This window comes from Sorangium sp. So ce362 (assembly GCF_051519845.1).
Lineage (GTDB): Bacteria > Myxococcota_A > Polyangia > Polyangiales > Polyangiaceae > Sorangium.
The window spans coordinates 9,730,625-9,757,237 of record NZ_CP150332.1 but is presented as its reverse complement, the minus strand read 5'-3'; the positions used below and the strand labels follow the sequence as shown (position 1 = coordinate 9,757,237).

Genomic DNA, 26,613 nt, shown 5'->3' with positions numbered 1-26,613 from the left:
CACGGCGGAGGTGTGCGCGCGCGGCGGGACAGCGAGCGCGCCGAGCGAGGAGCGGGCACGTGGATGACGGACGTTGCGAGGGTGAGGAAGCGACGGTGAGGCGAGAGGTGCACGCGGGTTGGCTGGCGATGTCGTTGTTGCTCGGAAGCACGGCGGCGACGACGAGCGCGCGCGGAGAGGAGCGGGCGGCGGCGGGGTCGAACGAGGAGAGCGAGCGTGACCGCGCGGTGCGTGACTTCGAGGAGGGCCGGACGGCGCAGCTGGCAGGCCGTCTGGAGGAAGCGGAGCTCTTGTACCTGCGGGCGTGGAGGAGGATGAAGTCGTACGACATCGCGACGAACCTCGGGCAGGTGCAGCTGCTGCTGCAGAAGCCCGCGTCGGCGGCGAAGCACGTGGCGTACGGGGTACGCACGGTGGGGCCTGAGGTCGAGCCGGAGCGGGTTGCGCGGATGGAGGCGCTGCTGGCGGAGGCGAAGGCGCAGGTGGGGACGTTGCGTGTGCGCGTGACGAACGTCGCGGGCGCGGCGGTGTTCCTCGACGGCCAGCGCGTGCCGGAGGAGGAGGCGAAGCACGAGATCTACGTGGCGCCCGGGCCGCATGTGCTGGTGCTGCGGCACGCGGGGTACGAGGAGGCGGTGATCCCGGTGGCGGCGGTGGCGGGGTCGCGCGAGGAGATCACGACGGAGCTGAAGCCGAAGGCGGCGGAGGTGACGGGGCCGGGAGCGGCGGCATCGGGAGCAGCGAGCGCGCCGGGGATGGGGGGCGCGAAGACGAAGGCGCCCGCGGCGGGGGCGCGGGTGGAGGAGCGGAGCTGGATGCCGGTGATCGCGCTGGGGGCGGTGAGCGTCGTCGGGCTCGGGGTGGGCGTGGGGTTCACGGTGGCGTCGAGGAACGCAAGCGCCGACGTCGATGCTCAGGGGCACGCCATCTTGACGGCCGGCGGTCAGTGCAACGAGCCGCCGAGCACGTTCGCCACCGAGTGTTCTGGGCTTTACGAAGCGGGGTCGCGTGAAGAGACATTCGGGAGAGTGGCGTGGGCAGCTTACGCCGCATCAGGTGCGCTCGCGATCGCTGCGACGACGTATGCGCTCTGGCCCCGGCCACGACGGCCAATGGGAACGGGGGTGCGCGTGTCGCCTCAAGTGAGTGCTCACGGCGCAGGGCTTGCGCTCTTTGGCGCTTGGTAACGGGTTCGCGAGAGAAGAGCGATGGGAATCCAAGCGAGACAGTGGATTTGGGCAAGCGCAGCGACCGTTGTCATGACCACGGGGTGCGATTCCCTGCGGGTCGACGTGACAGACGACTGCACGCGGATGCTGACCTGTGATTACTTTCTTCTGACTGGAAGCGGCGGCGGCACGCCCGTCGCGTGCGTTCCGAGCGAATCGACGTCGGCCGTGAGCGATACGTGCGGGGTGTTCGTGTCTGCGTCGGGGAGCGACGGGAACGCCGCGACGAAGGAAGCGCCGGTGAAGACGCTGCGGGCAGCGCTGGCGCTGGCGCAGGCGGAAGCGACGGGAACCCGACGCGTGTACGCGTGCGCGGAGACGTTCGAGGAGGCTGTGGAGGTCGCGGGGAGCGTGACGATCTACGGGGGGCTGGACTGCGCGAACGGCTGGGGGTGGGTCGGCGAGCAGCGCAAGACGGTGGTGACGGCGGTGGCGGGAGAGGTGCCGCTGGTGATGCGCGGCGGGGGAGCCGAGGCGAAGGTGCGCCTTGAGGACGTGCACGTGCAGGCGCGGGGGATCGAGCGGGAGGACGTGTCGCTCGCCGGCATGTCGTCGATCGCGGCGGTGGCGGAAGAGGCGAACGTGGAGCTCGCGCGGTGCGTGCTGGAGGCGGGGGATGCGGCTGTGGGAGCCGAGGGAGCTGCGTACGAGACGAGCGCGCTGGGTGGAGCCGAGGGCAACAGCGGAGGCGAGGCGTGCTCGGGCGAGCGAACGTTCGGTGGGGCGTCGGTCACGAACGATTGCGGCACGCCGGAGGATGAGAGCGACGATTCGCTCGGAGGCTCAGGCGGAAACGGCGAAGCGAACAGCGGCGGGGCCGGGACCGAGGGCTCGCCGGGTGCAACGCTGAACGGCGGCAGAGGCGAAGGCGCGCAGGTGTGCTCCGACGGGACCGAAGGTGCGGCTGGCGATTTCGGCGTCTCCGGCACGGGCGCGACGGGGCTGGGTGACATCAGCGCCAGCGGCTTCACCGGCGCGACCGGCAGCAACGGCACGAAAGGCGGCACCGCGCAGGGCGGAGGCGGAGGCGGAGGAGCGAAGGGCGGCGCGGGCGAAGGCAAGTGCATGTTGGCCGAGTCGGCCGGCGGCGCGAGCGGCGGCTCTGGAGGCGCGGGCGGTTGCGGTGGAGTCGGTGGGCGAGGCGGCAGCGCGGGCGGGTCGAGCATCGCGCTGATCAGCCTGAACGCGGCGCTGAGCTTCGAGGACGTGACGTTGAAGACGGGGCGCGGCGGAGCGGGCGGCAAGGGCGGGGCTGGCCAGGCTGGAGGTGCTGGAGGCGCTGGGGGTCCCGGCGGAAAGAAGCTTGAAAGTGCGACCGTGCTGCATGACGCGTGTGCCGGCGGTGCTGGTGGCAAGGGGGGCGTCGGTGGTCAAGGAGGAGGCGGGCGAGGCGGGCATGCGCTCGGGATCGCGTACAAGGGCGCGACGCCATCGACGCAGGGAGCGACGATCGAGGTGGGCGAGGCGGGCCCCGGCGGCGCGGGCGCGGACGCGGAGGGGGAGGGCGCCGCGGGCGTGAAGGTCGAGGTGGGGGCGTTCTGAGGTGACGCAGCTCGGTGCGGTGGCCGCGGCGAAGAGGACGCCGCCGCCGCGCCGAGCGAGGCGACGAGGATGAGGGACGAGACGTCGCGCTGGAGCTGGCGCGACGGACGGCGGACGTGTGCGCGCGGCGCGAGGCCGAGCGCGACGAGGGGCGAGGAGCGAGCAGGTGGACGGTGGATCTTGCGCGGACGAGGGAGCGACGGTGAGGCGAGAGCTGCATGCGGGGTGGCTTGCGATGTCGGTGCTGCTCGGGAGCACGGCGGCGACGAGCAGCGTCCGCGGAGAGGAACGACCGCTACCGAGGGCGAGTGCAGAGGATGAGCGTGACAGCGCAGTGCGTGACTTCGAGGAAGGGCGGAAGGCGCACGTGGAGGGTCGGTTGGAGGAGGCGGAGCTCTCGTACCTGCGAGCGTGGTCGCGGCTGAAGTCGTTCGATATCGCGGTGAACCTCGGGCAGGTGCAGCTGAGGCTGAACAAGGCCGCGTCAGCGGCGAAATACCTGGCGTACGGGGTGCGCGCCGTGGGTCCAGAGATCGAGCCGGAGCGGCTGGGGCGGATGCTGGCGCTGCTTGATGCGGCGAAGGCGCAGGTGGGGACGGTGCGGGTGCGTGTGAAGAACGTGGCGGACGCGGAGGTGTTCGTGGACGGCGAGCGCGTGCCGGCGGAGGAGGTGAAGCACGAGATCTACCTGGAGCCAGGGCCGCACCTGCTGGTGATCCGGCACGCGGGGTACGAGGACGAGCATGTGCGGGTGCTCGCGGCGCCAGCAAGCACCGAGACGGTCACGCCGGAGCTGAAGCCGAAGGCGGAGGAGGCGCCGGTGGCGAGCGAGGCGGAGCCGGCGAAGCTGTCGAAGGCACCCATCGTGGCGCCGCCGGCCGGCAGCGCGGAGGCACATGCCAGCGGGCCGAGAAAAGCGGTGCTGACCGGCGGCGCGGCGACGGCGGGGGCGGCGGCGGTCGCGGGCGTGGTGTTCACGGTGCTGGCGGTGACGAAGGGCAGCGATGCCGAGGAACGACGCGACTCTGTGGTCCGCAACCACGGTGCTGGCGCATGCTCGCGTGCGGACGCACCGAGCGCAGCGTGCGCCGGCTTGAGGGACGCATTCGAGGTGCATCAACGCTGGACCAACGCAGCATTCTGGAGCTTCGTGGGCGCCGGGGCGGCCAGCGTTGGGACGCTGATCTACGGGTTTTCGACGAAGCCATCGAGGCCACACGGGCGCGTGCTGGTAACGCCGTTGGTAGGAGCTGACAGCGTCGGGATTTCGGTGGCCGGTGTGCTCTGAGCGGACGCCGTGGATCGAGGAGACAGAATCATGCGTCGAACTGCTCGTCGTGCATCGGTGCTCATCGTGGGGTTGCTCATCGCGAGCGCAGCCGTTGCGGGCTGCTTGCCCTTCCCTCTGCTTGACGATTGCGAGCACATGCTCACCCACTGCGTGCTCAACGGCGCTGGAGGCGGCGGTGGTGATATCAGGCCCGGGTGCGACGCCGATCCGACGCAGGACGCCGGCGCGGTGACGGACGAGTGCGCGGTGTTCGCGAGCGCGAGCGCGGAGCCTGACGGCGACGGGACGAAGGCGAGGCCGTACGCGTCGCTCGAGGAGGCGATCGCGAACGCGAACGGCAAACGGGTGCTCGCGTGCGCGAGCGGAGCGTTCGCGGAGAGCGTGACGATCGGCGCGGGGGTCGAGGTGATCGGGGGCTTCGACTGCGGCGCAGGGTGGACGTGGAGCGACGAGGCGCGGAGCGCGATCGAGGCGCCCGCGGATCGGATCGCGCTGACGCTGACGGAGGACGCCGGCGGGGCGAAGGTGCGGAGCTTCGCGGTGCGCGCGGCGAACGCGACGGTGGCAGGCGGATCGTCGATCGGCGTGGCGATGGCGGACATCGAGGCGGAGCTCGCGCAGGTGGACGTGACCGCGGGCGACGGGATGGATGGCGCGAAGGGCGAGACGCCTGCGGAGGCGCCACAGGCGGGCGCGAGCGCGGAGACGATGAGCGCGTCGAACGCGTGCGCGCTACCCGCCGCCGTGCGAGGCGGCGAGCCCGGCGTGACGACGTGCGAGGACGGCGAGACGAGCGGCGGTCGAGGCGGCCCCGGAGGAAGCCCGGGGACGGATGACGGCAACGGGCAGAACGGTGCGGATGGCGCGCCGTTGCCCGAGCCGAATCCAGACGCGTCCGGGCTTGGCGGCGCGGGACAGACGGATCCAGACGGCGACTGCAAGCCCGGCACAATCGGCAAGAGCGGAGCTCGCGGCGTCGCTGGCGCCGCGGGCAGCAGCACGACGCTGACGTTGAGCGGTATCGCGGGCGGCGACGGCGCCACCGGCACATCGGGCAAGCGTGGTCAAGGGGGCGGTGGTGGCGGTGGAGCGAAGGCCGGGCTGTTCTGCCCGGCCGGCGCGGACACCGTGGAGGGCCCCGGCGCCAGCGGCGGCGGAGGCGGTGCCGGCGGCTGCGGCGGCAAAGGCGGCGGCGGGGGCAAGGCCGGCGGGTCGAGCGTCGGCATCCTCAGCCTCGGGACGAGGCTGGTGCTGAGGGACGTGACTGTGACGGTGGGCAAGGCCGGCAAGGGCGGCGCCGGAGTCGCCGGACATAACGGTGCCGACGGCGGCATCGGCGCTGCCGGCGGAACTGCATCGGAAACACCACCGTCAACCCGGGGCTGCCGTGGTGGCGATGGCGGCCAAGGCGGAGCGGGAGGCCCCGGCGCTGGCGGTCGAGGCGGCCACGCCGTAGGCATCGCCTATGCGGCGGCCCCGAACGCAGCGCCGGCGGTGCAGGTCACCCTCGGCACGGCCGGCGACGGCGGCAGCGCCGCGCCCGGCGGTCCGACGGAGAGCGCCGGCGCGCCGGGGAGCGCCGGCATGTGCTGGAATTTCGGATCAGGTGAATCGTGTGAGAATTGAATCGCTCTGGAGGGAATGAGATTTCCCCGAGAAATCAAGGGCAACATCGCTTCAGGAGGCTGGACGTAGAGAGGGCCCAGGCAGTACCTTCTGTCGCGCCGCCGCAACGCGGGTCGGTGGGCTGCTCGGGGCTAACAACACTGCTGGGAAAGCGTGAGTGCCGGGCGGGTGGGCCGATGGTCTGCTGAAATCCTCCACTGCTTCGTCAGGCCTATAGTCTGGATATCTATCCAATGGCCATTGGCAGCAGCCCAGGAGAAGCGGACCCCTTTTCAGCCAGGCGCCTGACAGGGACGCGCGTGCGCCGACGTGGCCCACGCGCGCTGAAGCGCTGAGCAAGGAGCACCGCCTCGTGCGCTGAGGTGGTCGTGAGAAGGATTGAGCGCGCCGCGATACGCGGCGCGCCTTGGCTCGGCTCGTCTCGGCGACGAGCGCGCGAGGAGGACGATCGTGTATCCACAGCTCGCCATCGAGGCGGCAGCGCAGTCGGACGTGGGCCGCCGCAGGAGCCACAACGAGGACAGCTTCGCGGCGCTGCCGTGCCTCGGGCTGTTCATGGTAGCCGACGGGCTTGGCGGCCACGCGGCCGGCGAGGTCGCGTCCCGGATGGCCATCGAGGTCGTCAAGAGCTGCTTCGAGGGGGAAGAAGACCTCGAGGAGACGTGGCCCTACGGCACGGGGAGCGCGCACGACCGAGATGAGGTGCGGCTGGTGCTGAGCGTGCGGCGTGCCAACCAGGCGATCTACGACGCGAGCCAGCGCCACGAGCAGACGCGCGGCATGGCGACGACGTTTGCGGGCGTGCTGCTCGGGCCAGGCATGGCGTACATCGCGCACGTGGGGGATACGCGGGTCTACCGGATGCGTGGCGGCAAGCTGGACCGGCTGACACAGGATCACACGCTGCTGGAGGAGCTGCTCCGCGACGGCGATGGCGCGCTGGCAGCGCTCGAAGCGCTGAACGACCGGGCGAACGCCGTGACGCGGGCGCTCGGGTGCGACAAGAGCGTGGCGATCGAGTCACGCGTGGAGGCGACCGCGCCGGGAGACATCTTCCTCGTGTGCTCGGACGGGCTGTGGGGCCCGGTGCCCGAAGGGCGGATCGAGGGCGTGCTCGGGAGGCACCGTGACCTGAGCCTCGCGGCGAGCCTGCTGGTGGACATCGCGAACGAGCACGGCGGGCCGGACAACGTGACGTGCGTGCTGGCACGTCTCGGAGGCGGTTGACGTGAGCGGTGATGAGGTGTTGCAGGTGGGGCTGTCGCTCGCGTGCGGCGGGCGAGGCGCTGGACGTCGAGCGCCTCGCCGCACGCGAGGCGGTGTCATCGAGCTTCGCGGCCGAGACGAAGGCGGGATCGAGAGGAGGACCACGGCCGAGCGGTCTTCGGACCTTTCCATGACAACCGGGGTGCCGGCGGCGGACGTACCCCTCCCGTCCCGCGCGGAGCGCGGGACGTGGGAGGGGCGGGCCGCGCGCAGGCCCGAAGGGCCGAGCACGGACCGGGGGTGGGCATCCATCCTTCTGCTGCTCTTCCTTCTTGCTGTCGCGCTCAAGCCGGTCGGTGACACAACCCGGGCGATCCAGAGCCAGGGAGAGGACGAGGCGAGGGCCTACGCGGTGGGCGAGGTCGCGCCGCGTCCGCCGCACCCGACGGTGGAGATGGAGCGGATCCAGATCGAGGATCCGCGGCGGGTGCCGGCGCCGCGGGAGGGCGCGAGGCGGGGCGGCGGGGCGCGCAACCCGGCGCAGCGCGCGCCGCTCGCGGACGTGGGGGCGCCGAGCGTGTCGATGCCGGAGGGGCTGGCGGTGACGAAGCGGCAGCCGATCGTGATCGACAGCGAGATCCTGGCGGAGTGGCACGGGGGGCGAGGCGAGGACGGCGGGGCCGCTGGGAGCGAGGCGGCGACGGGGGATGCGGCGGCGGAGAGCGTGCCGGCGGGGAGCGCGGGAGCAGCGGGCGGGGCACCGCGGCTCGCGGAGATCGCGGAGATCGCGGCGGCGCGGCGCGCGGCGCGCCGGGCGGGCGGGCGGCGCGCGGCGGCTGTGCTGGTGATGGGCGTGCTGCTGGCCATCGCGGTGGCGGTGGTGCGATCCGGGAGGGGAGCACGCGACGGCGCGGGCGAGGTGGCCCGTGGCGCAGGCGGCGCGGCGCAGGCCGCAACGGCAGCGGTCCGGCGAGCGGAGGGGATGGCTGCGGCGAGCGCAGGGGTGCCGGTGGCGAGCGCGGCGGGGCCGGTCGCGAGCGAGGCGGCGCCGGTCGGGAGCGCGGCGGCGCCAGTTGCGAGCGAGGCGGCGCCGGTCGGGAGCGCGGTGGCGCCGCCGGTTGCGAGCGTGGCGTCCACAGCAGCTGCCGTCTCCGCGCGGCCGATGCCGCGCGGAGAGGCGGCGGCAGCAGCGGCGACGACCGCGCTGCAGAGCAGGCGGGGTGCGCCGGCCGCCTCGCAGCGCGCGTCGCCGGTTGCGAGCGCGTCGCCGGTTGCGAGCGCGTCGCCGGTTGCGAGCGCTTCCGCGGCGCAGGCGCGGGACGCGCCGAAGCGGCCGGCGGGCGCGGCGCCTGCGCGGGCGGGACCGGACGCGCCGCCGCCGCCGAGCCCCTACGACACGCCGAACTTCGATTGAGCCGCCGGGATGGATCGACGATGGAACACGCGATGAGGAACCTGACGATGCACTTGACGGGCGCGGCGCTCTGCGCGCTGTGCGCCTTCGCGCCGGCCGCGGCCCTCGCGCAGGCCTCGCCGCCGAGCGCGGCGGCAGCGGCCGGGGAGGACGAGGCGCGCGGCGACAACGCCCGCGCGGCGCAGCTCTACCGGGAGGGGAACGATGCGTTCAAGCAGAAGCGGTGGTCGGACGCGGAGCTTTTGTACCTGAAGGCGTGGGCGCTGGTGAGGTCGTTCGACATCGCGGCGAACCTCGGAGAGGTGCAGCTGCAGCTGAAGAAGCCGCGGTCTGCGGCGACGTTCCTGTCGTTCGCGCTGAGGACGGCGCCGCCGTCGGCGAAGCCTGAGCAGATCGCGCGGATGCGGCACTTCCTCGACGAGGCGAAGGCGCAGGTGGGGACGTTGCGGGTGCGGGTGAAGAACGTGGCGGACGTGGAGGTGTTCGTGGACCTCGAGCGCGTGCCGGCGGAGGAGGTGAAGCACGAGCTCTACCTGGAGCCCGGGCCGCACCTGCTGGTGATCCGGCGGGCCGGGTACGAGGACGAGCATCTGGGGGTGCTTGCGGCGCCGCGGATGACGGAGACGATCGAGCCGGAGCTGAAGCCGAAGGCGCCAGAGGCGGCGGCGACGGGGCCGGGAGCGGCGGGGCCGGGAGCGGCGAGCGCGGCGGGGATGGGGGAGGGCGAGACGAAGGCGCCCGCTGCGGGGGCGGGAGTGGAGGAGCCGCGGAGCTGGGTGCCGGTGATCGCGCTGGGGGCGGCGAGCGCGGTGGGGCTCGGGGTGGCGGTGGGATTCACGGTGGCGGCGAACGCGGCGAGCGCGGATGGAGACAGGCAGCACGCGATGCTGCGTCAGGCCGGCGGCGGCTGCGTGGAGGTTCCCGGTGAGTACAGCGATCTATGTTCGGGGCTTCGCGACAGCGCGTCGCGCCACGAAACACGCACGCGGACGGCGACTGTCGCGTATGTGGCCTCCGGTGCTCTAGTGATTGGTGCGATGACCTACGCGCTCTGGCCGCGTGCACGGACTGCAACGTCCCGCGGGATGCACGCATCGCCCGAGTTGAGTCCGGGCCGTGCTGGACTCGTCGTGCGAGGTGTCTGGTGAAGCGCTCGCGAGAGGTTGCGATGAGAATGCAAAGAAGGCGCTCGATGCGTGGGGTCTTGGCGCTCGCCGTGATCTTTTGTGGCTGCGACGTTGCATGGCCCAACACGACCGAGGATTGCGAATTTCTCATGACTTGTGAGCACTTTCGCGGGCTGTGGAACGAGATGGAAACCCCTGCCGGGTGCGTGCCGAGCGAGAACCCCATGGCGGTGGACGACGTGTGCGGCGTGTTCGTGTCGTCGTCGGGGAACGACGAGAATACCGCGACGAAGGATGCACCGATGAAGACGCTGGGCGCGGCGCTGGCGCTTGCCGAGCACCGCGGGAGGCGGGTGTACGCGTGCGCGGAGACGTTCGAGGAGGCGGTGGAGGTGACGCAGGGGGTGACGATCTACGGGGGCCTTGACTGCGCGAACGGGTGGGGCCGGGCCGGGGAGCAGAAGAAGACGGTGCTGACGGCGCGGGTTGGAGAGATCCCGCTGGTGGTGCGTGGAGGCGAGGCGAAGGTGCGGGTGGAGGACGTGCACGTGAAGGCGCGGGGGATCGGGCCGGACGAGCAGGTGGCGTTCGCGGGGGGGTCGTCGATCGCGGCGCTGGCGGAAGAGGCGAGCGTGGAGCTGGCGCGGTGTGTGCTGGAGGCGGGGGATGCGGCGGCGGGAGCAGAGGGAGCCGCGCATGAGACGAGCGCGATGGGCGGAGCCGAGGGAAACAGCGGCGGCGAGGCGTGCACGGCGGCGATCGTCGTTCCAGGCGGGAGCGTGAAGAACGACTGCGGCACGCCGGAGGATGAGAGCGACGATTCGCGCGGAGGCTCAGGCGGAAACGGCGAAGCGGACACGGGTCTCCCCGGGATTCCCGGTACCCCAGAGAATCTGACGAACGGAGGCAAAGGCGCGGGTGCGGAGGTGTGCACCGACGGGACCGCCGGAGGCAAAGGCGCCGAGGGCGGCCCTGGTGCAGGCGCGACGGGCCTGGGCGAGATCAGCGCCCGCGGCTTCACCGGCGCCGCCGGCATCGATGGCGCGAAGGGCGGCACGGCGCAGGGCGGCGGCGGAGGCGGCGGCGCGAAGGGCGGCGCGGGCGACGGCAAGTGCCAGAACGAAGCGTCGGCGGGCGGCGCGAGCGGCGGCTCGGGGGGCGCTGGCGGCTGCGGCGGAGTGGGCGGGCGAGGAGGCGGCGCGGGCGGAGCGAGCATCGCGCTGATCAGCCTGAATGCGGCGCTGAGCTTCGAGGAGGTGACGCTGAAGACGGGGCGCGGTGGAGCCGGGGGCAAGGGCGGGGCCGGTCAGGATGGCGGCGAAGGAGGAGCGGGCGGCCCCGGCGGCACGAAGCCCGAGGCAGCGACCGCGTTGAACGACGCCTGCTCGGGCGGGGCTGGCGGCAAGGGAGGTCCAGGCGGCTCCGGCGGCGGCGGTCGGGGCGGTCACGCGATCGGGATCGCGTACACGGGCGCGGCGCCGCCGGTGCAAGGAGCGACGGTGGAGCTGGGCGAAGCGGGCCAAGGCGGCACGGGCGCGAATGCAGAGGGCGAGGGGGCGGCGGGCGTGAAGGCCGAGGTGCAGGCGTTCTGAGGTGAGGTCGTGAGCGGCGCTGCTGCTGCGGCGGAGCGTGCGCCGCGGTAGCGGCGCGGAGCGGTGCGGAGAGGACGACGGGCGAGACGGCGCGCCATGGCCGGCGCGACGAACGGCGGACGTGCGCGCGAGGCGACAGCCGAGCGAAGCGCGCCGAGCGAGGAGCGGGCACGTGGATGACGGACTTTGCGAGGGCGAGGAAGCGACGGTGAGGCGAGAGCTGCACGCGGGGTGGCTGGCGATGTCGGTGCTGCTCGGAAGCACGGCGGCGACGACGAGCGCGCGCGGACAGGAGCGGGCGGTGGGGGGGTCGAGCGAGGAGAGCGCGCGCGACCGCGCGGTGCGTGACTTCGAGGAAGGCCGGAGGGCGCAGCTGGCAGGCCGGCTGGAGGAAGCGGAGCTCTTGTACCTGCGGGCGTGGGCGCGGATGAAGTCGTACGACATCGCGACGAACCTCGGGCAGGTGCAGCTGCTGCTGAACAAGCCCGCGTCGGCGGCGAAGCACGTGGCGTTCGGGGTGCGGACGGTGGGGCCAGAGATCGAGCCGGAGCGGGTTGCGCAGATGGAGGCGCTGCTGGCGGAGGCGAAGGCGCAGGTGGGGACGGTGCGTGTGCGGGTGAAGCACGTGGCGGACGTGGAGGTGTTCGTGGACCTCGAGCGCGTGCCGGCGGAGGAGGTGAAGCACGAGCTCTACCTGGAGCCCGGGCCGCACCTGCTGGTGATCCGGCGGGCCGGGTACGAGGACGAGCATCTGGGGGTGCTTGCGGCGCCGCGGATGACGGAGACGATCGAGCCGGAGCTGAAGCCGAAGGCGCCGGAGGCGGCGGCGACGGGGCCGGGTGGGAAGGGCCCGGGCGCAGCGGCACCGGGAGCGGCGAGCGCGGCGGGGATGGGGGGCGCGAAGACGAAGGCGCCCGCGGCGGGGGCGGGCGTGGGGGAGCGGCGGAGCTGGGTGCCGGTGATCGCGCTGGGGGCGGCGAGCGCGGTGGGGCTCGGGGTGGCGGTGGGATTCACGGTGGCGTCAAGAAAGGCAAGCGCGGACGTCGATGCTCAGGGGCACGCCATCTTGATGGCCGGTGGCCAGTGCAACGAGCCGCCGAGCTCGTTCACCACCCAATGTTCTGGGCTCTACGAAGCGGGTTCTCGTGAAGAGGCATTCGGGAGAGTGGCGTGGGCAGCTTACGCCGCATCGGGTGCGCTTGCGATCGCTGCGACGACGTATGCGCTCTGGCCCCGGCCACAACAGCCAGTAGCGGCGGGGGTGCGCGTGTCGCCTCAAGTGATCGCTCACGGTGCAGGGCTTGCGCTCTTTGGCGCTTGGTAACGGGTTCGCGAGAGAAGAAGCCATGGGAATCCAAGCAAGACAGTGGATTTGGGCAAGCGCAGCGACCGTTGTCATGACCACGGGGTGCGATTCCCTGCGGATCGACGTGACGGACGACTGCACTCGGATGCTGACATGTGATTACTTTCTTCTGACTGGAAGTGGCGGCGGCACGCCTTCCGACTGCGTGCCGAACGAGAGCGCGACCCCGGTGGACGACGTGTGCGGGGTGTTCGTGTCGACGTCGGGGAACGACGAGCACGCCGCGACGAAGGATGCGCCTGTGAAGACGCTGCGTGAGGCGCTGGCGCTCGCGGAGCAGCGCGGGAAGCGGCGTGTGTACGCGTGCGCGGAGACGTTCGAGGAAGCGGTGGAGGTCACGCAGGGGGTGACGATCTACGGGGGCCTGGACTGTGCGAGCGGGTGGGGCCGGGCCGGGGAGCAGAAGAAGACGGTGCTGACGGCGCGGGTTGGAGAGATCCCGCTGGTGGTGCGCGGAGGCGGAGGCGAGGGGGACGTGCGGATCGAGGACGTGCACGTGAAGGCGCGCGGTGTCGGGCCGGACGAGCAGGTGGCGTTCGCGGGGGTGTCGTCGATCGCGGCGCTGGCGGAAGAGGCGAGCGTGGAGCTTGTGCGGTGCGTGCTGGAGGCGGGCGATGCGGCGGCGGGGGAAGCGGGCGCCGCGTACGGGGTCGGCGCGATGCGGAGCCCTGACGGGAAGCCCGGAGAGCAGGCGTGCTCGGGGGACCGCACGTCCGGCGGGGCGTCGGTCAAGAACGACTGCGGCACGCCGGAGGACCCGAGCGACGATTCGCGCGGAGGCTCTGGCGGAAACGGTGAAGTGGACACCGGCGTCCCGGGGGTAAAAGGCTCGCCGGGTGAAACGCTGAACGGCGGCACGGGTGAGGGTGAGGAAGCGGCGATGGTCTGCACCGACGGGATCGCAGGCGAGAACGGCACCGAGGGCGGGCCGGGAGCAGGTGCGAGCGGTCTCGGCGAGATCAGCGCAGCTGGTTACACCGGCGTCGCTGGCAGCAGCGGCACCAAGGGCGGCACCGCGCAAGGCGGAGGTGGAGGCGGCGGAGCGAAGGGCGGCGCGGGCGACGGCAAGTGCATGTTGGCCGAGTCGGCCGGAGGCGCGAGCGGCGGCTCTGGAGGCGCGGGCGGTTGCGGTGGCGCCGGCGGGCGAGGCGGCGGAGCGGGCGGTTCGAGCATTGCGCTGCTCAGCCTGAACGCAACGCTGAGCTTCGAGGACGTGACGCTGAAGACGGGGCACGGCGGAGCCGGCGGCAAGGGCGGCGCTGGGCAGGATGGCGGAGCTGGAGGAGCCGGCGGTCCCGGCGGCAAGAAGCTTGAAGATGCGAGAGCGCTCAACGATGCGTGTGCTGGCGGTCCCGGTGGCAAGGGAGGCCCGGGTGGTCAAGGAGGCGGCGGTCGCGGCGGGCACGCGCTGGGGATCGCGTACAGGGGCGCGGCGCCGCCGGCGCAAGGAGCGACGATCGAGCTCGGCGAAGCGGGGCCCGGCAGCACGGGAGCGAACGCCGAGGGTGAGGGAGCGGCGGGGGTGAAGGCCGAGGTGCAGGCGTTCTGACGTGAGCGCGTGAGCCGCGCTGCTGCTGCGGAGGCTGCGCAGCAGCAGCGTGGAGCGGGCCGGAGAAGACGACGAGCGAGACGGCGCGCTGGACCTGGCGCGACGAGCGGCGGACGTGTGCGCGCGGCGAGAGGCCGAGCGCGGAGAGCGAGCGAGGAGCAGCAGGTGGATGGCGGACGTTGCGAGGACGAGGAAGCGACCGTGAGGCGAGAGCTTCAGGCGGGGTGGCTTGCGATGTCGGTGCTGCTCGGGAGCACGGCAGCGACGAGCAGCGTCCGCGGAGAGCAGGAGCGAGCGGAGGCGAGGCCGAGCGCGGAGAGCGAGCGAGAGCGCGCGGTGCGTGACTTCGAGCAAGGCCGAAGGGCGCACCTGGCGGGCCAGTTGGAGGAAGCGGAGCTCTTGTACCTGCGGGCGTGGAGGAGGATGAAGTCGTACGACATCGCGGCGAACCTCGGGCAGGTGCAGCTGTTGCTGAACAAGCCCGCGTCGGCGGCGAAGCACCTGGCGTTCGGCGTGCGGACGGTCGGTCCGGAGATCGAGCCGGAGCGGCTTGCGCGGATGCTGGCGCTGCTTGAGGCGGCGAAGGCGCAGGTGGGGACGTTGCGGGTGCGGGTGAAGAACGTGGCGGACGTGGAGGTGTTCGTGGACCTCGAGCGCGTGCCGGCGGAGGAGGTGAAGCACGAGCTCTACCTGGAGCCCGGGCCGCACCTGCTGGTGATCCGGCGGGCCGGGTACGAGGACGAGCATCTGGGGGTGCTTGCGGCGCCGCGGATGACGGAGACGATCGAGCCGGAGCTGAAGCCGAAGGCGGAGAAGGCGCCGGTGGCGGCGGGGCCGGGAGCGGCGAGGCCGGGAGCGGCGAGCGCGCCGGGGATGGGGGACGCGAAGACGAAGGCGCCCGCGGCGGGGGCGAGGGCGGAGGAGCGGGCCGGCGGGCCGAGGACGGCGGTGATCACGGGTGGCGTGGTTGCGGCTGGCGTTGCAGCCGGCGTCGGGACGGTGTTGGCGGTGGTGGCCGCAAGCAAGTGGTCCGCCGCCAGTGACCAACGAGACGAGTTGAGGCGCGAGGGAGGCGTTTATGTGTGCGCCGCGGGGCAGCGCACTCTGAGCTGCCGTGATGCGGTGGAGCGCTACGACGACGCATCCGGGCTGTGGAATGCGGCGATCTGGAGCTGGATTGGTGCGGGGACGGTGGGCCTGGGAACGGCAGCCTATGCCTGGCTGGCGAAGGTGCCTCCCGAGCGGGCGGGGAGCGTGAAGGTGAGCCCGATGTTGGCGGTACACGGGGGCGGTCTCGTGGTGACGAGCGCGTGGTAGTGCGGCGAAAGAGGCGGTGCATGGAGCGCATGGACGCGAGAGATTGCGGGGCTGGGAAGATGGCGTCGACGGGACAGGCTAGCGTGACGCCGGTGGCAACGTGCCCGAAGTCCAGTCAGGGCATCCGGCCTTCTTCGAGGATATCTGCGATGCAAGGCGCGCGATGGAGGGGCGGGGCAATCGTGACGTTCGGCGTGGTGCTCGGCGCGAGCGGAGCAGGATGCTTCGTCCAGCCACCGGAGTGCCTGCTGGGCGTGTGTCTCGACGCTGTGCCGGCGGGTAGCGGCGGTGGCGGCGGTAACGGCAACCCAGCATGCGACGCCGATCCAGCGCAAGATGCCGGCGCGGTGATCGATGAATGCGCGGTGTTCGCGAGCGCGAGCGCGAGCGCGGAGCCTGATGGCGACGGGACGAAGGCGAGGCCGTACGCGTCGCTCGGGGAGGCGATCGCGAACGCGAACGGCAAGCGGGTGCTCGCGTGCGCTGGCGAGGCGTTCGCCGAGAGCGTGACGATCGGCGCGGGGGTCGAGGTGATCGGGGGCTTCGACTGCGGCGCGGGGTGGACGTGGAGCGCCAGCGCGCGGAGCGCGATCGAGGGGCCCGCGGACGAGATCGCGCTCACGCTGACAGAGGGTGCGAGCGGGGCGAAGGTGCGGAGCTTCGCGGTGCGCGCGGCGAGCGCGACGGAGCCCGGCGGATCGTCGATCGGCGTGGCGGTGGCGGACGTCGACGCGGAACTCGTGCAGGTGGACGTGACCGCGGGCGATGGGATGGATGGCGCGAAGGGCGAGACGCCGGCGGAGGCGCCACAGGCGGGAGCAGCGGCGGGGGCGGTGGGGAACGCTTGCGGCCTCGTCCTCGACGGAGAACCCGGCGTGACGACGTGCGAGGACGGCGAGACGCGCGGCGGTCGAGGCGGGCGCGGAGGAAACCCCGGGATGGATGAGGGCAACGGGCAACGCGGGGAGGACGGCGCGCCGTTGCCAGAGGAGAACCCGAACAACAAGGGGCTCGGCGGTGTCGGCCAAACCGATGCGGCTGGTGAATGCCGGCGTGGAGAGGATGGCGTGTCAGGTGCTGCCGGCGTTGCTGGCACTGCCGGAAGCAGCACGACGCTCGCGTTGACCGGCGTTGTGGGCGGCGACGGTACGCACGGCACGACGGGCGGTCGCGGTCAAGGGGGCGGTGGTGGCGGTGGAGCGAAAGCAGGGCTTTTCTGCAAGGCCGGCGAGGACACTGGTGAGGGCCCCGGCGCGAGCGGCGGCGGAGGCGGGGCCGGCGGCTGCGGCGGCAAAGGCGGCGGCGGTGGCAAGGCCGGCGGGTCGAGCGTCGGCATCCTCAGCCTCGGGACGAGGCTGGTGCTGAGGGACGTGACTGTGACGGTGGGCAAGGCCGGCAAGGGCGGCGCCGGAGTCGCCGGACACAACGGTGCCGACGGCGGCATCGGCGCTGCCGGCGGAACTGCATCGGAAACACCACCGTCAACCCGGGGCTGCCGTGGTGGCGATGGCGGCCAAGGCGGAGCGGGAGGCCCCGGCGCTGGCGGTCGAGGCGGCCACGCCGTAGGCATCGCCTATGCGGCGGCCCCGAACGCAGCACCAGCGGTGCAATTCACGCCCGGCACGGCCGGCGACGGCGGCAACGCCGCGCCCGGCGGCCCGTTGGAGAGCGCCGGCGTGCCGGGGAGCGCTGGTATTTGCTGGGATTTCGCGGCGCAGTCGCCGTGTGGAGGGTGAGCACGATGAAGGCACCGAAGGACATCACCGCCGCGCTGAAGGACCCATCGGTCTCTCTGGCTCCGTGGAGCGATCCGGTGTGGTGCGCGACGACGCCGAAGGCGGAGAAGAAGCGGCTCGCCGAGGTGCGTGCGCGACGGGTGATGGAGATCGACGGGATCGAGGACGCCCGGATGGAGGCGTGCCTGGTGCAGTTCGCTGGCTGGGTGGAGAAGTGGGCGGCCGAGGAGCGAGCCGCCGAGCAGGAGGCGGACAACGAAGCGTGGGTGAGCATGGCGCCGGCGGAGGCCGAGCAGCGCAGCAAGTCGCGCCTGGCGCAGGTCGGCGCGGTGCTCCTCGTCGTGGGGCTCGTGTGCGGCGTGGTGCTGGCGGCGCTGCGGCTGTGCTGAGGTAGCGACGTAGCGAAGGCCGCGCGCGTCGCGGCCTGATCACATCGAGGGAAACGCGCGCCGCGGAGGTTGGCGCGCCACAGCTCGGCTCGTCCTGACGACGAGCGCGCGAGGAGGACGAAGGTGTATCCAACGCTCGCCATCGAGGCAGCAGCGCAGTCGGACGTGGGCCGGCGCCGGAGCAACAACGAGGACAGCTTCGCGGCGCTGCCGTGCCTCGGGCTGTTCATGGTGGCCGACGGGCTGGGCGGCAACGCGGCCGGAGAGGTCGCGTCCCGGATGGCCATCGAGGTCGTGAAGAGCTGCTTCGAAGAGGACGAAGAGCTCGAGGACACCTGGCCTTACGGCACGGCGCCGGCGCGCGACCGGGACGAGGTGCGGCTGGTGCTGAGCGTGCGGAGGGCAAACCGGGCGATCTACGACGCGAGCCAGCGGCAAGAGCAGACGCGCGGCATGGCGACGACGTTTGCGGGCGTGCTGCTCGGGGCGGGGATGGCGTACATCGCGCACGTGGGCGACACGCGGGTGTACCGGATGCGTGGCGGCAAGCTGGAACGGCTGACGCGAGACCACACTCTGCTGGAGGAGCTGCTGAGCGAGGGCGACGGCGCACTGGCAGCGCTAGAGGCGCTGAACGGCCGTGCGGACGCGGTGACGCGGTGACGCGGGCGCTGGGGTGCGACGAGAGCGTGGAGATCGAGTCGCGTGTGGATGCGACGCAGCCGGGCGACGTGTTCCTCGTGTGCTCGGACGGGCTGTGGGGCCCGGTGCCCGAGGCGCGGATCGCGGGCGTGCTGGGGAAGCACCGGGACCTGAGCCTCGCGGCGAGCCTGCTGGTCGACATCGCCAACGAGTGTGGGGGTCCGGACAACGTGACATGCGTGCTGGTACGCCTCGGGGGCGGGTGACGTGCGCGGTGATGACGCGTTGCTGCCTCCCGTTACGGGCGCACCAAGACCCGAGCGTGTGCGCAGGCGGCGGGACAGCGAGCGCGCCGAGCGAGGAGCGGGCACGTGGATGACGGACTTTGCGAGGGCGAGGAAGCGACGGTGAGGCGAGAGCTGCACGCGGGTTGGCTGGCGATGTCGTTGTTGCTCGGAAGCACGGCGGCGACGACGAGCGCGCGCGGAGAGGAGGGGGCGGCGGCGGGGTCGAGCGAGGAGAGCGAGCGTGACCGCGCGGCGCGTGACTTCGAGGAGGGCCGGACGGCGCAGTTGGCAGGCCGGCTGGAGGAAGCGGAGCTCTTGTACCTGCGGGCGTGGGCGCGGATGAAGTCGTACGACATCGCGACGAATCTCGGGCACGTGCAGCTGCTGCTGAACAAGCCCGCGTCGGCGGCGAAGCACGTGGCGTTCGGGGTACGCACGGTGGGGCCTGAGATCGAGCCGGAGAAGGTTGCGCGGATGGAGGCGCTGCTGGCGGAGGCGAAGGCGCAGGTGGGGACGCTGCGTGTGCGCGTGACGAACGTCGCGGGCGCGGCGGTGTTCCTCGACGGCCAGCGCGTGCCGGAGGAGGAGGCGAAGCACGACCTCTACGTGGAGCCAGGGCAGCACCTGCTGGTGCTGCGGCACGCGGGGTACGAGGAGGCGGTGATCCCGGTGGCGGCGGTGGCGGGGTCGCGCGAGGAGATCACGACGGAGTTGAAGCCGAAGGCGGCGATGCGGTCAGGAGCGGCGAGCGCGCTGCTGATCGGGGACGCGAAGCCGAAGGCGCCCGCGGCGGGGGCGAGGGCGGAGGAGCCGCGGAGCTGGGCGCCGGTGATCGCGCTGGGCGCGGCGAGCGTGGTGGGGCTCGGGGCGGCGGCAGGGTTCACGGTGGCGTCGAACGGGGCGAGCGCGGACATGCGCGCGCAGCGAACAGCGCTCTGGCAAGCCGGCGGTGCGTGCATCGACGCCCCAGACGATCACGCCCTTGCATGCAGAGAGCTCCGCAGGACAGCAGCGCGTGTCGACGTTCACGCGAATGCGGCGCGTCTTGCCTACGTGGCCTCGGGCGCGCTGGCGATAGCTGCGTTGACGTACGCCATCTGGCCCGGAGGGCGACCAGCGCGCGCGGTCTCTTTGGAGGCTGGGACTGGGCTGGGTGCGGGCGGTGCAAGCATCGCCGTGGTGGGCTCGTGGTGAGGAGAACAGGGAGAGGCGCGATGAGAAGGCGGAGAAGGGCTTGGGCGCTCGGTGCTCTGGGGCTCGCCATCGAAGCGAGTGCCTGCGAGGCTCTATGGAGCAACGACGCGGACGACTGCGAGTTCACGCTCACGTGCGAGTATCACCGCGGGCGATGGGACGAGACGCCCGTGGTGTGCATCCCGAGCGAGACCGTGAGCGCGGTGGACAACGCGTGCGGGGTGTTCGTGTCGGGGTCGGGCGCAGACGGGAACGCTGCGACGAAGGAGGCGCCGGTGCGGACGCTGCGGGCAGCGCTTGCGCTGGCGGAGGAGAGCCGGACGCGCCGGGTGTACGCGTGCGCGGAGGCGTTCGAGGAGGCGGTGGAGGTGACGCCGGGGGTGACGATCTACGGAGGCCTGGACTGCGCGAACGGCTGGGGCTGGGTCGGCGGGGAGAAGAAGACGACGCTGACGGCGGGGGCGGGAGAGGTGCCGCTGGTGATGCGCGGCGGGGGAGCCGAGGCGAGCGTGCGGGTGGAGGACGTGCACGTGCAGGCGCGCGGGATCGAGGCGGAGGACGAGCGGCTCGCGGGGGTGTCGTCGATCGCGGCGGTGGCGGAAGAGGCGAACGTGGAGCTCGTGCGGTGCGTGCTGGAGGCGGGGGACGCGGCTGCGGGAGCGGAAGGCGCTGCGTACGAGACGAGGGCGATGGGGGACGCGACGGGGAACGAAGGAACCGAAGCATGTTCGGCCGCTGCGTCGCTGGGTGGGCTATCGGTCAAGAACGACTGCGGCACGCCGGACGACCCGAGCGACGATTCGCTCGGAGGTGCTGGCGGCATCGGCCAGGAGAACCCGGGCGGCGCAGGCTCACCGGGCACGCCAGAGAGATCGGTGAACGGAGGCAAAGGCGAGGGGGCAGACGTGTGCACCGAAGGGACCGCTGGAGAGAACGGCACCGAGGGCGGGCCTGGTGCAGGCGCGACGGGCCTCGGAGAGATCAGCGCCAGCGGCTTCACCGGTGCCACCGGCCGCGACGGCGCGAAGGGCGGCACGGCGCAAGGCGGAGGCGGAGGAGGCGGAGCGAAGGGCGGCGCAGGCGCAGACAAGTGCCCGAACGAAGCGTCGGCCGGCGGGGCGAGCGGCGGCTCGGGAGGCGCGGGCGGCTGCGGCGGTGCAGGTGGCCGGGGCGGCGGAGCCGGCGGGTCGAGCATCGCGCTGCTTAGCCTGAACGCGGCGCTGAGCTTCGAGGACGTGAAGCTGAAGACGGGGCGCGGCGGAGCGGGCGGCAAGGGCGGAGCCGGGCAGGAAGGCGGCGAAGGAGGCGCCGGAGGTCCCGGCGGCACGAAGACCGAGGGCGCGACGGCGTTGAACGACGCATGCGCCGGAGGAGCGGGCGGCAAGGGAGGCCCGGGCGGTTCCGGTGGAGGCGGCCAGGGCGGGCACGCGATCGGGATCGCGTACAAGGGCGCGATGCCATCGACGCAGGGGGTGACGATCGAGGTGAGCGAGGCGGGCCCCGGCGGCGCGGGCGCGAACGCGGAGGGGGAGGGCGCCGCGGGCGTGAAGGTCGAGGTGCGGGCGTTCTGAGGTAGGCGAGCGGCGCGCGCTGCGGCGGAGCTCCGCCGCGGCGGCCGCGTGGAGTGGGGCGGCGAGGACGAGGAACGACACGGCGCGCCACGGCCGGCGCGACGACCGGCGGGCGTGTGCGCGCGCGGCGGGACAGCGAGCGCGGCGGGAGAGCCAGGAGCGAGCACGTGGATGGCGGACTTTGCACGGATGAGGAAGCGACCGTGAGGCGAGAGCTGCACGCGGGGTGGCTGGCGATGTCGGTGTTGCTCGGCAGCGGCGATGAGCGCCCGCGGAGAGGAGCGAGCGGAATCTGCTGGAACTTCGCGACCGACGAGTCCTGGGAGAAATGAGATTGAACATGTCATTTCATGACAATTTAACGCAGCTAAACGTAAGTCAGTGCGTGGCCGCCGGTTTCGGCGAAAGAACGCTTGGTGAGCCGATTCGTCGGCGGCAGAATGGGCACCCTCACCTCACGAGGAGCGCACATGGCCAAGCGGCGGTTCCGTGGCAACGGCATGCATCGATCGGGCAACGTGACCCACGTGAGCCGGATGATGATGTGGGAGCTTTCGATGGTGCGGAAGCTGGGGCTCGAGGACGTCGACTGGGACCCGGAGCACGGTTGCCCGCTCTGCAGAGCAGAGCGAGCCGCTCGAGGGGAGCCGGTGGAGGAGCTCACGCCGCCGTCCGGGACGCGACCCAAGCTCCCGCTGCACGACGACGAGCACGAATGATCGAAGGGCGCCGCTGCGAGGGCGCCCGTTCAGGAGAGCACGCAAGCGCGGAGATGACGGCTCGCGCGCGCTGAACCACCGCGGCAGCGCCGCGGCGCGCTGCCCACGATAGAAGGACCCGGCGCCCTGCATCCCAGCGCGCCTTGGCTCGGCTCGCCCTGGCGGCGAGCGTGCGAGGAGGACGATCGTGTATCCAAGGCTCGCCATCGAGGCGGCAGCGCAGTCGGACGTGGGGCGGCGACGGCGCCACAACGAGGACAGCTTCGCGGCGCTGCCGTGCCTCGGGCTGTTCATGGTGGCCGATAGCCTGGGAGGCAACGCGGCCGGAGAGGTGGCGTCGCGCATGGCGATCGAGGTGGTCAAGAGCTGCTTCGAGGAAGAAGCAAACCTGGAGGACACATGGCCGTACGGCGCGGCGAGCCCGCACGACCGGGACGAGGTGCGGCTCGTGCTGAGCGTGCGCCGCGCGAATCGGGCGATCTACGAGGCGAGTCAGCAGCAGCCCGAACGGCGCGGCATGGCGACGACCTTCGCCGGCGTGCTGCTCGGGCCGGGGATGGCGTACATCGCGCACGTGGGCGGCTCGCGCGTGTACCGGATGCGCGGAGGAAACCTGGAGCGGCTGACGCGGGACCACTCGCTGCTCGAGGAGCTGCTCCGCGACGGCGACGGCGCGCTGGCAGCGCTCGAGGCGCTGAGCGATCGGGCGAGCGCCGTGACACGGGCGCTCGGGTGCGACGAGAGCGTGGCGATCGCGTCGCGCGTGGAAGCGACAGAGCCGGGCGACGTCTTCCTCCTGTGCTCGGATGGGCTCTGGGGGCCGGTGACGGAGGGGCAAATCGCGGGGGTCCTGCAGGCGCACCAGGAGCTGAGCCTCGCGGCCAGCCTGCTCGTCGACCTCGCGAACGAGCACGGCGGGCCGGACAACGTGACGTGCGTGCTGGCGCGCCTCGGAGGCGGGTGACGCGATGGACGGCAACCGCGGCGCGACGCACGACGATCGGTATGAGAAAATAACGGCTCGGATCGCAATGGCGTCCGCGACGCAAATTGCGCGAGCCGTGGTCGGAAAAGGATCGACACGCACCGCGATCGAGCGCTATCCCCTTACCTGCCGCGGCGACGCGGATCGGTGGGCTGTCAGGCGCTTACAACTTCGCCACAACCCTGCGTATGTGGCGTGCGAAGGCGCCGGCGGAGAGGCCGATGATCTGCTGAATAGACCCGATCCGTACCGGACCTAAAGTCTGGATGTTATCCAAAGGTCGCAGACGGCAGCCCAGCGCAGCAGATCCTCCTTTTTTGCGTCTTCAACGCAACGCTCGTGGGAGCAGCGCCGCGACGTTGTCGCTTTCGTCCCCCGCGTCGTCGCTCTCGTCCCCCCATCGGAACCCGCCGGCCCATCAGGGCGCGCCGGGCCCCGCTACCGGGTGAGCCCGAGCCTCCGCGACTGCCAGGCCACCTGGGCGGCGAGCCCCTCGCGAAGGGGCACCCGGGGCACATATCCGAGGGCCGACCGCGCCGCCGTCGTGTCGGCCCAGGTGTGCCGGACGTCGCCGGCCTGCGGCTCTCCCCGCTCCACGCGCACCGGCCCGGCGAGCTCCCCGAGCAGCCCGAGCGCCTCGTTCAGGCTCACCCGCGAGCCGCCGCCGATGTTGAGCACGCCGACCGCCCCGCCCTCCATCGCCTCGACGTTGGCCTGCACCACGTCGCTCACGTACGTGAAATCGCGCGTCTGCTCGCCGTCACCGTGCACGCGGACCGCCTCGCCCTTCAGCACGGCGGCGATGAACCGGTGAAACGCCATGTCGGGCCGCTGCCCGGGGCCGTACACCGTGAAGTACCGGAGCGAGATCGTCGGCAAGCCGAAGTTGCGCCGGTACAGCTCGCAGAGATGCTCGGCCGCGAGCTTCGTCACCCCGTAGGGCGAGTGAGGGGCGGTCCGGCTGGACTCGCGCATGGGGACGTCGTCCGCATCGCCGTACACGGAGGACGACGAGGCATAGACGAGCTTGCGCACCCGGCCGTGCGCCCTCGCCGCCTCCAGCAGCCGCTGCGTCGCGAGCACGTTGTCGCGCAGGTAGCCCTCGAAGCTCTGCCCCCAGCTCGGGCGCACCCCCGCCTGCGCCGCCTGGTGGAAGACCACCTCGCGCGCCGAGAGCAGCGGGCGCAGGTCGTCCGTCGCGAGATCGGCCGTCGAGAGAGAGAAGCGCGGCTCGCCGAGCAGCCGGGCCAGGTTCCCTTCCTTGAGCTCGCGGGCGTAGTAGTCGGTGAAGCGATCCACCCCGAGCACCTCATGCCCGAGCTCGACCAGCCGCTCCGCCAGGTGGGCGCCGATGAACCCGGCCACCCCAGTCACCAGACAACGCATCCGTCTCCCGTCCTGGTCCCGCCGCGCCGCGCCGCGCGGCCCGCCGCCTCGTCCTGCCGCCCTGCGGCCTCCCGTCCCGGTCCTGCCGCGTCGCGGCGCGGCGATGCTAGCACTTCAGCCCGTCCATTGGGCCGGCTGCCGCCCCGCTGCGCGACGCGCGCGCCCGCGGCCGAGCGAGCTCCAGCAGCGTGGGCCGGAGCGCAGGCGAGGCGCTTTTTGCAAATACACCCACCTTTCCGATGTATATTTCTGAATCTGGTTGCGCCTCCCCGTCCGGCGAGCGACGCTGGGCCGCGCTCGGGCGCCCTGGGTTTTTTCTGTCCGAGGCGCGCGCGAGAGACAGGGCAGAAGGCTAGCTGTCGCTTATGGGAATTGTTGTCGAGCAGCTCACGAAGCGGTTCGGTCCGAACAAGGTGGTCGACGACGTCTCGTTCGAGATCGAGGGCGGCGCCCTGGTCGCGCTGCTGGGGCCGAGCGGAGGGGGCAAGAGCACCGTCCTGCGCATCATCGCCGGGCTCGAGAGCCCCGACTCGGGCGAGGTGATCCTGAACGGCAAGAACGCGACGCACACCCGGGTGCAGGACCGGAACATCGGCTTCGTGTTCCAGAGCTACGCCCTGTTCAGGCACATGAACGTGCGCGACAACATCGCCTTCGGCCTCACGATCCGGAAGCGGCCCCGCAAGGAGATCGCGGCCACCGTCGACGAGCTCCTCGGCCTCGTGCAGCTCGAGGGGCTCGGCGGCCGGTTCCCGCACGAGCTGTCCGGCGGCCAGCGGCAGCGGGTCGCGCTGGCGCGCGCGCTCGCGCCAGGCTCGTCGCTGCTCCTGCTCGACGAGCCGTTCGGTGCGCTCGACGCCAAGGTGCGCCTCGAGCTGCGCGAGTGGATCCGCAGGCTCCACAAGGAGCGAGGGATCACGAGCGTCTTCGTGACCCACGACCAGGAAGAGGCGATGGACCTCGCCGACCGGGTCATCGTGCTGCACAAGGGGCGGGTCGAGCAGATCGGCTCGCCCGAGGAGATCTACGACCGGCCGGCGACCGAGTTCGTGGCGAGCTTCGTCGGGTCGATCAACGTGCTCAAGGGGGAGGTCCGCGACGGCCAGGCCGCGCTCGGGACCCTCGCGGTGCACGCCCCCCCCGGGACGGGCAACGGCGCGAGCGTGCACGCCTTCGTGCGGCCGCACGACATCGAGCTCCAAGCCCGGCCCGACTCGTCGCGCGCGGCCGGCGCCGACGACGCCAGCATGGCGCGCGTCGAGCGGCTGTCGCGGGTCGGATGGATGGTCAAGGCGGAGCTCCGCCTCTCCGATGGCCAGCCGCTCTCCGTCGAGCTGACCAAGGACCGCGTCGCCGAGCTCGCCCTGTCCGAAGGCGACAGGGTGCTTGTAAATCTCCGTGATGCGAAGATCTTCGTGCAAGACTACTCCATCTAGCCACCCGGCGGGCGGTTCCGCCTGGGCGGGGGCCATCACGGAGGCGGGCACGTGAGTTCAATCTTCGACAACATCGCGGCGACGATCGGGCACACCCCCCTCGTTCGCCTGAGCTCTGCGGGCAAGGGGCTGCGCGCCGAGCTGATCGGCAAGATCGAGAGCCGGAACCCCGGCGGCAGCGTCAAGGATCGCATCGGCCTCGCGATGATCGAGGACGCCGAGCGGCAGGGCCGGCTGACCCACGGGAGCGTCCTCGTCGAGCCGACGAGCGGCAACACGGGGCTCGCGCTGGCGATGATCGCCGCGGCCAAGGGCTACCGGCTGATCCTCACGATGCCCGAGTCGATGAGCCCGGAGCGGATCGCGCTGCTCCGGGCGTTCGGGGTCGAGGTGCTGCTGACGCCCGGATCGCTGATGGTGCAGGCCGTCGCGCGGGCGCGCCAGATCGTGGGGGAGATGCCGGGCGCGGTGATGCTCCAGCAGTTCGAGAACCCGGCGAACCCCGCCGCGCACCGGGTGACGACCGCGCGCGAGATCTGGGACGACACGGACGGGGCGGTCGACGTCGTGGTCGCCGGCGTGGGCACCGGCGGGACGATCACCGGCGTGGGCGAGGTGCTCAAGCAGAAGAAGCCGGGCGTGAAGATGATCGCGGTCGAGCCGAAGAACGCCGCCGTGCTGAGCGGCGGCCGCGCGGGGGCGCACCTCATCCAGGGCATCGGCGCGGGCTTCGTCCCGAAGATCCTCCGGCGCGAGCTCATCGACGAGGTGGTGCCCGTGTCCGAGGACGAGTCCTTCGAGGCCGCGCGCCGGCTCGCCAAGACCGAGGGGATCCTCGTCGGCATCTCCGGCGGCGCGGCGATGGCAGCGGCGCTGTCGATCGCGGCGCGCGACGAGATGCAGGGCAAGAAGATCGTGGTGATCCTGCCCGACGGCGGGGAGCGGTACGTCACCTCGCCGCTCTTCAAGGAGCTCGTCGGCTGCGCGCGCATGGCCGTGCCCCGCTGAG

General features: G+C 72.1%; 22 protein-coding genes. 21 read left to right on the top strand and 1 reads right to left on the bottom strand.

The window, feature by feature from the left end; all coding sequences use genetic code 11:
* Nucleotides 1-59: 59 nt before the first annotated feature.
* From WMF17_RS37570 to WMF17_RS37480, 19 genes are all read left to right on the top strand, one after another.
* On the top strand, nucleotides 60-1,187 hold the full coding sequence (locus WMF17_RS37570; RefSeq protein WP_437598189.1) for a hypothetical protein: 1,128 nt from the start codon (nucleotides 60-62) through the stop codon (nucleotides 1,185-1,187).
* Between the two features lie 72 nt (nucleotides 1,188-1,259).
* Nucleotides 1,260-2,771 (top strand): PGRS family protein, encoded by a 1,512-nt coding sequence (locus WMF17_RS37565; protein WP_437598188.1) that lies wholly within the window; start codon nucleotides 1,260-1,262, stop codon nucleotides 2,769-2,771.
* 442 nt (nucleotides 2,772-3,213) lie between these two features.
* Nucleotides 3,214-4,059 carry a hypothetical protein gene (locus WMF17_RS37560; protein WP_437645808.1) on the top strand — a complete coding sequence of 282 codons (846 nt, stop codon included), beginning with the start codon at nucleotides 3,214-3,216 and terminating at the stop codon, nucleotides 4,057-4,059.
* Between the two features lie 138 nt (nucleotides 4,060-4,197).
* On the top strand, nucleotides 4,198-5,688 hold the full coding sequence (locus WMF17_RS37555; protein ID WP_437645806.1) for a hypothetical protein: 1,491 nt from the start codon (nucleotides 4,198-4,200) through the stop codon (nucleotides 5,686-5,688).
* Nucleotides 5,689-6,138: 450 nt separating this feature from the next.
* Entirely contained in the window at nucleotides 6,139-6,915 is a 777-nt protein-coding gene (locus WMF17_RS37550; protein WP_437598185.1) for a PP2C family protein-serine/threonine phosphatase, read from the top strand.
* A 169-nt stretch (nucleotides 6,916-7,084) separates the two neighbouring features.
* Complete coding sequence (locus tag WMF17_RS37545) at nucleotides 7,085-8,308, top strand: hypothetical protein (protein WP_437645804.1); 1,224 nt, start codon at nucleotides 7,085-7,087, stop codon at nucleotides 8,306-8,308.
* A gap of 32 nt (nucleotides 8,309-8,340) precedes the next feature.
* Complete coding sequence (locus WMF17_RS37540) at nucleotides 8,341-9,456, top strand: hypothetical protein (protein ID WP_437645802.1); 1,116 nt, start codon at nucleotides 8,341-8,343, stop codon at nucleotides 9,454-9,456.
* A gap of 164 nt (nucleotides 9,457-9,620) precedes the next feature.
* The gene (locus WMF17_RS37535; protein ID WP_437645800.1) at nucleotides 9,621-11,027 is read left to right on the top strand and encodes a PGRS family protein; all 1,407 of its coding nucleotides are present in this window, start codon (nucleotides 9,621-9,623) and stop codon (nucleotides 11,025-11,027) included.
* Between the two features lie 172 nt (nucleotides 11,028-11,199).
* A complete protein-coding gene (locus tag WMF17_RS37530) occupies nucleotides 11,200-12,351 on the top strand; it encodes a hypothetical protein (RefSeq protein ID WP_437645798.1) in 1,152 nt (383 codons plus the stop codon).
* A gap of 187 nt (nucleotides 12,352-12,538) precedes the next feature.
* Nucleotides 12,539-13,942, top strand: coding sequence for a PGRS family protein (locus tag WMF17_RS37525; protein WP_437645796.1), 1,404 nt, complete (start codon nucleotides 12,539-12,541; stop codon nucleotides 13,940-13,942).
* 201 nt (nucleotides 13,943-14,143) lie between these two features.
* Entirely contained in the window at nucleotides 14,144-15,259 is a 1,116-nt protein-coding gene (locus WMF17_RS37520; RefSeq protein ID WP_437645794.1) for a hypothetical protein, read from the top strand.
* Nucleotides 15,260-15,408: 149 nt separating this feature from the next.
* On the top strand, nucleotides 15,409-16,995 hold the full coding sequence (locus WMF17_RS37515) for a hypothetical protein (protein ID WP_437645792.1): 1,587 nt from the start codon (nucleotides 15,409-15,411) through the stop codon (nucleotides 16,993-16,995).
* Between the two features lie 5 nt (nucleotides 16,996-17,000).
* A complete protein-coding gene (locus WMF17_RS37510; protein ID WP_437645790.1) occupies nucleotides 17,001-17,384 on the top strand; it encodes a hypothetical protein in 384 nt (127 codons plus the stop codon).
* 123 nt (nucleotides 17,385-17,507) lie between these two features.
* Nucleotides 17,508-18,047 (top strand): PP2C family protein-serine/threonine phosphatase, encoded by a 540-nt coding sequence (locus WMF17_RS37505; RefSeq protein WP_437645788.1) that lies wholly within the window; start codon nucleotides 17,508-17,510, stop codon nucleotides 18,045-18,047.
* Nucleotides 18,044-18,292, top strand: coding sequence for a PP2C family protein-serine/threonine phosphatase (locus WMF17_RS37500; protein WP_437645786.1), 249 nt, complete (start codon nucleotides 18,044-18,046; stop codon nucleotides 18,290-18,292). Before WMF17_RS37505 ends, WMF17_RS37500 begins: the two co-directional genes overlap by 4 nt.
* Nucleotides 18,293-18,397: 105 nt before the next feature.
* Nucleotides 18,398-19,507 (top strand): hypothetical protein, encoded by a 1,110-nt coding sequence (locus tag WMF17_RS37495; RefSeq protein WP_437598179.1) that lies wholly within the window; start codon nucleotides 18,398-18,400, stop codon nucleotides 19,505-19,507.
* Nucleotides 19,508-19,527: 20 nt separating this feature from the next.
* Entirely contained in the window at nucleotides 19,528-21,078 is a 1,551-nt protein-coding gene (locus WMF17_RS37490; protein ID WP_437645784.1) for a PGRS family protein, read from the top strand.
* Between the two features lie 470 nt (nucleotides 21,079-21,548).
* Entirely contained in the window at nucleotides 21,549-21,797 is a 249-nt protein-coding gene (locus WMF17_RS37485) for a hypothetical protein (protein WP_437598177.1), read from the top strand.
* Nucleotides 21,798-21,984: 187 nt separating this feature from the next.
* A complete protein-coding gene (locus WMF17_RS37480) occupies nucleotides 21,985-22,761 on the top strand; it encodes a PP2C family protein-serine/threonine phosphatase (RefSeq protein WP_437645782.1) in 777 nt (258 codons plus the stop codon).
* Between the two features lie 459 nt (nucleotides 22,762-23,220).
* Here the strand turns inward: WMF17_RS37480 and WMF17_RS37475 are convergent, their stop codons facing one another.
* Nucleotides 23,221-24,168 (bottom strand): NAD-dependent epimerase/dehydratase family protein, encoded by a 948-nt coding sequence (locus WMF17_RS37475; RefSeq protein WP_437645780.1) that lies wholly within the window; start codon nucleotides 24,166-24,168, stop codon nucleotides 23,221-23,223.
* Nucleotides 24,169-24,533: 365 nt separating this feature from the next.
* On the opposite strand from WMF17_RS37475, the gene WMF17_RS37470 reads away from it, so the two are divergent.
* Nucleotides 24,534-25,604, top strand: coding sequence for a sulfate/molybdate ABC transporter ATP-binding protein (locus WMF17_RS37470; RefSeq protein ID WP_437598174.1), 1,071 nt, complete (start codon nucleotides 24,534-24,536; stop codon nucleotides 25,602-25,604).
* A 51-nt stretch (nucleotides 25,605-25,655) separates the two neighbouring features.
* Nucleotides 25,656-26,612 (top strand): cysteine synthase A, encoded by a 957-nt coding sequence (gene cysK, locus WMF17_RS37465; protein WP_437645778.1) that lies wholly within the window; start codon nucleotides 25,656-25,658, stop codon nucleotides 26,610-26,612.
* Nucleotide 26,613 lies beyond the last annotated feature (1 nt).

Bases quoted from the DNA above. Each gene is read 5' to 3' on its own strand.
- WMF17_RS37535 (WP_437645800.1), top strand. From the start codon at position 9,621: ATGGAAACCCCTGCCGGGTGCGTGCCGAGCGAGAACCCCATGGCGGTG.
- WMF17_RS37565 (WP_437598188.1), top strand. From the start codon at position 1,260: ATGACCACGGGGTGCGATTCCCTGCGGGTCGACGTGACAGACGACTGC.
- WMF17_RS37515 (WP_437645792.1), top strand. From the start codon at position 15,409: ATGCAAGGCGCGCGATGGAGGGGCGGGGCAATCGTGACGTTCGGCGTG.
- WMF17_RS37475 (WP_437645780.1), bottom strand. From the start codon at position 24,168: ATGCGTTGTCTGGTGACTGGGGTGGCCGGGTTCATCGGCGCCCACCTG.
- WMF17_RS37490 (WP_437645784.1), top strand. From the start codon at position 19,528: ATGAGAAGGCGGAGAAGGGCTTGGGCGCTCGGTGCTCTGGGGCTCGCC.
- WMF17_RS37555 (WP_437645806.1), top strand. From the start codon at position 4,198: ATGCTCACCCACTGCGTGCTCAACGGCGCTGGAGGCGGCGGTGGTGAT.
- WMF17_RS37470 (WP_437598174.1), top strand. From the start codon at position 24,534: ATGGGAATTGTTGTCGAGCAGCTCACGAAGCGGTTCGGTCCGAACAAG.
- WMF17_RS37510 (WP_437645790.1), top strand. From the start codon at position 17,001: ATGAAGGCACCGAAGGACATCACCGCCGCGCTGAAGGACCCATCGGTC.
- WMF17_RS37485 (WP_437598177.1), top strand. From the start codon at position 21,549: ATGGCCAAGCGGCGGTTCCGTGGCAACGGCATGCATCGATCGGGCAAC.
- WMF17_RS37545 (WP_437645804.1), top strand. From the start codon at position 7,085: ATGACAACCGGGGTGCCGGCGGCGGACGTACCCCTCCCGTCCCGCGCG.
- WMF17_RS37540 (WP_437645802.1), top strand. From the start codon at position 8,341: ATGAGGAACCTGACGATGCACTTGACGGGCGCGGCGCTCTGCGCGCTG.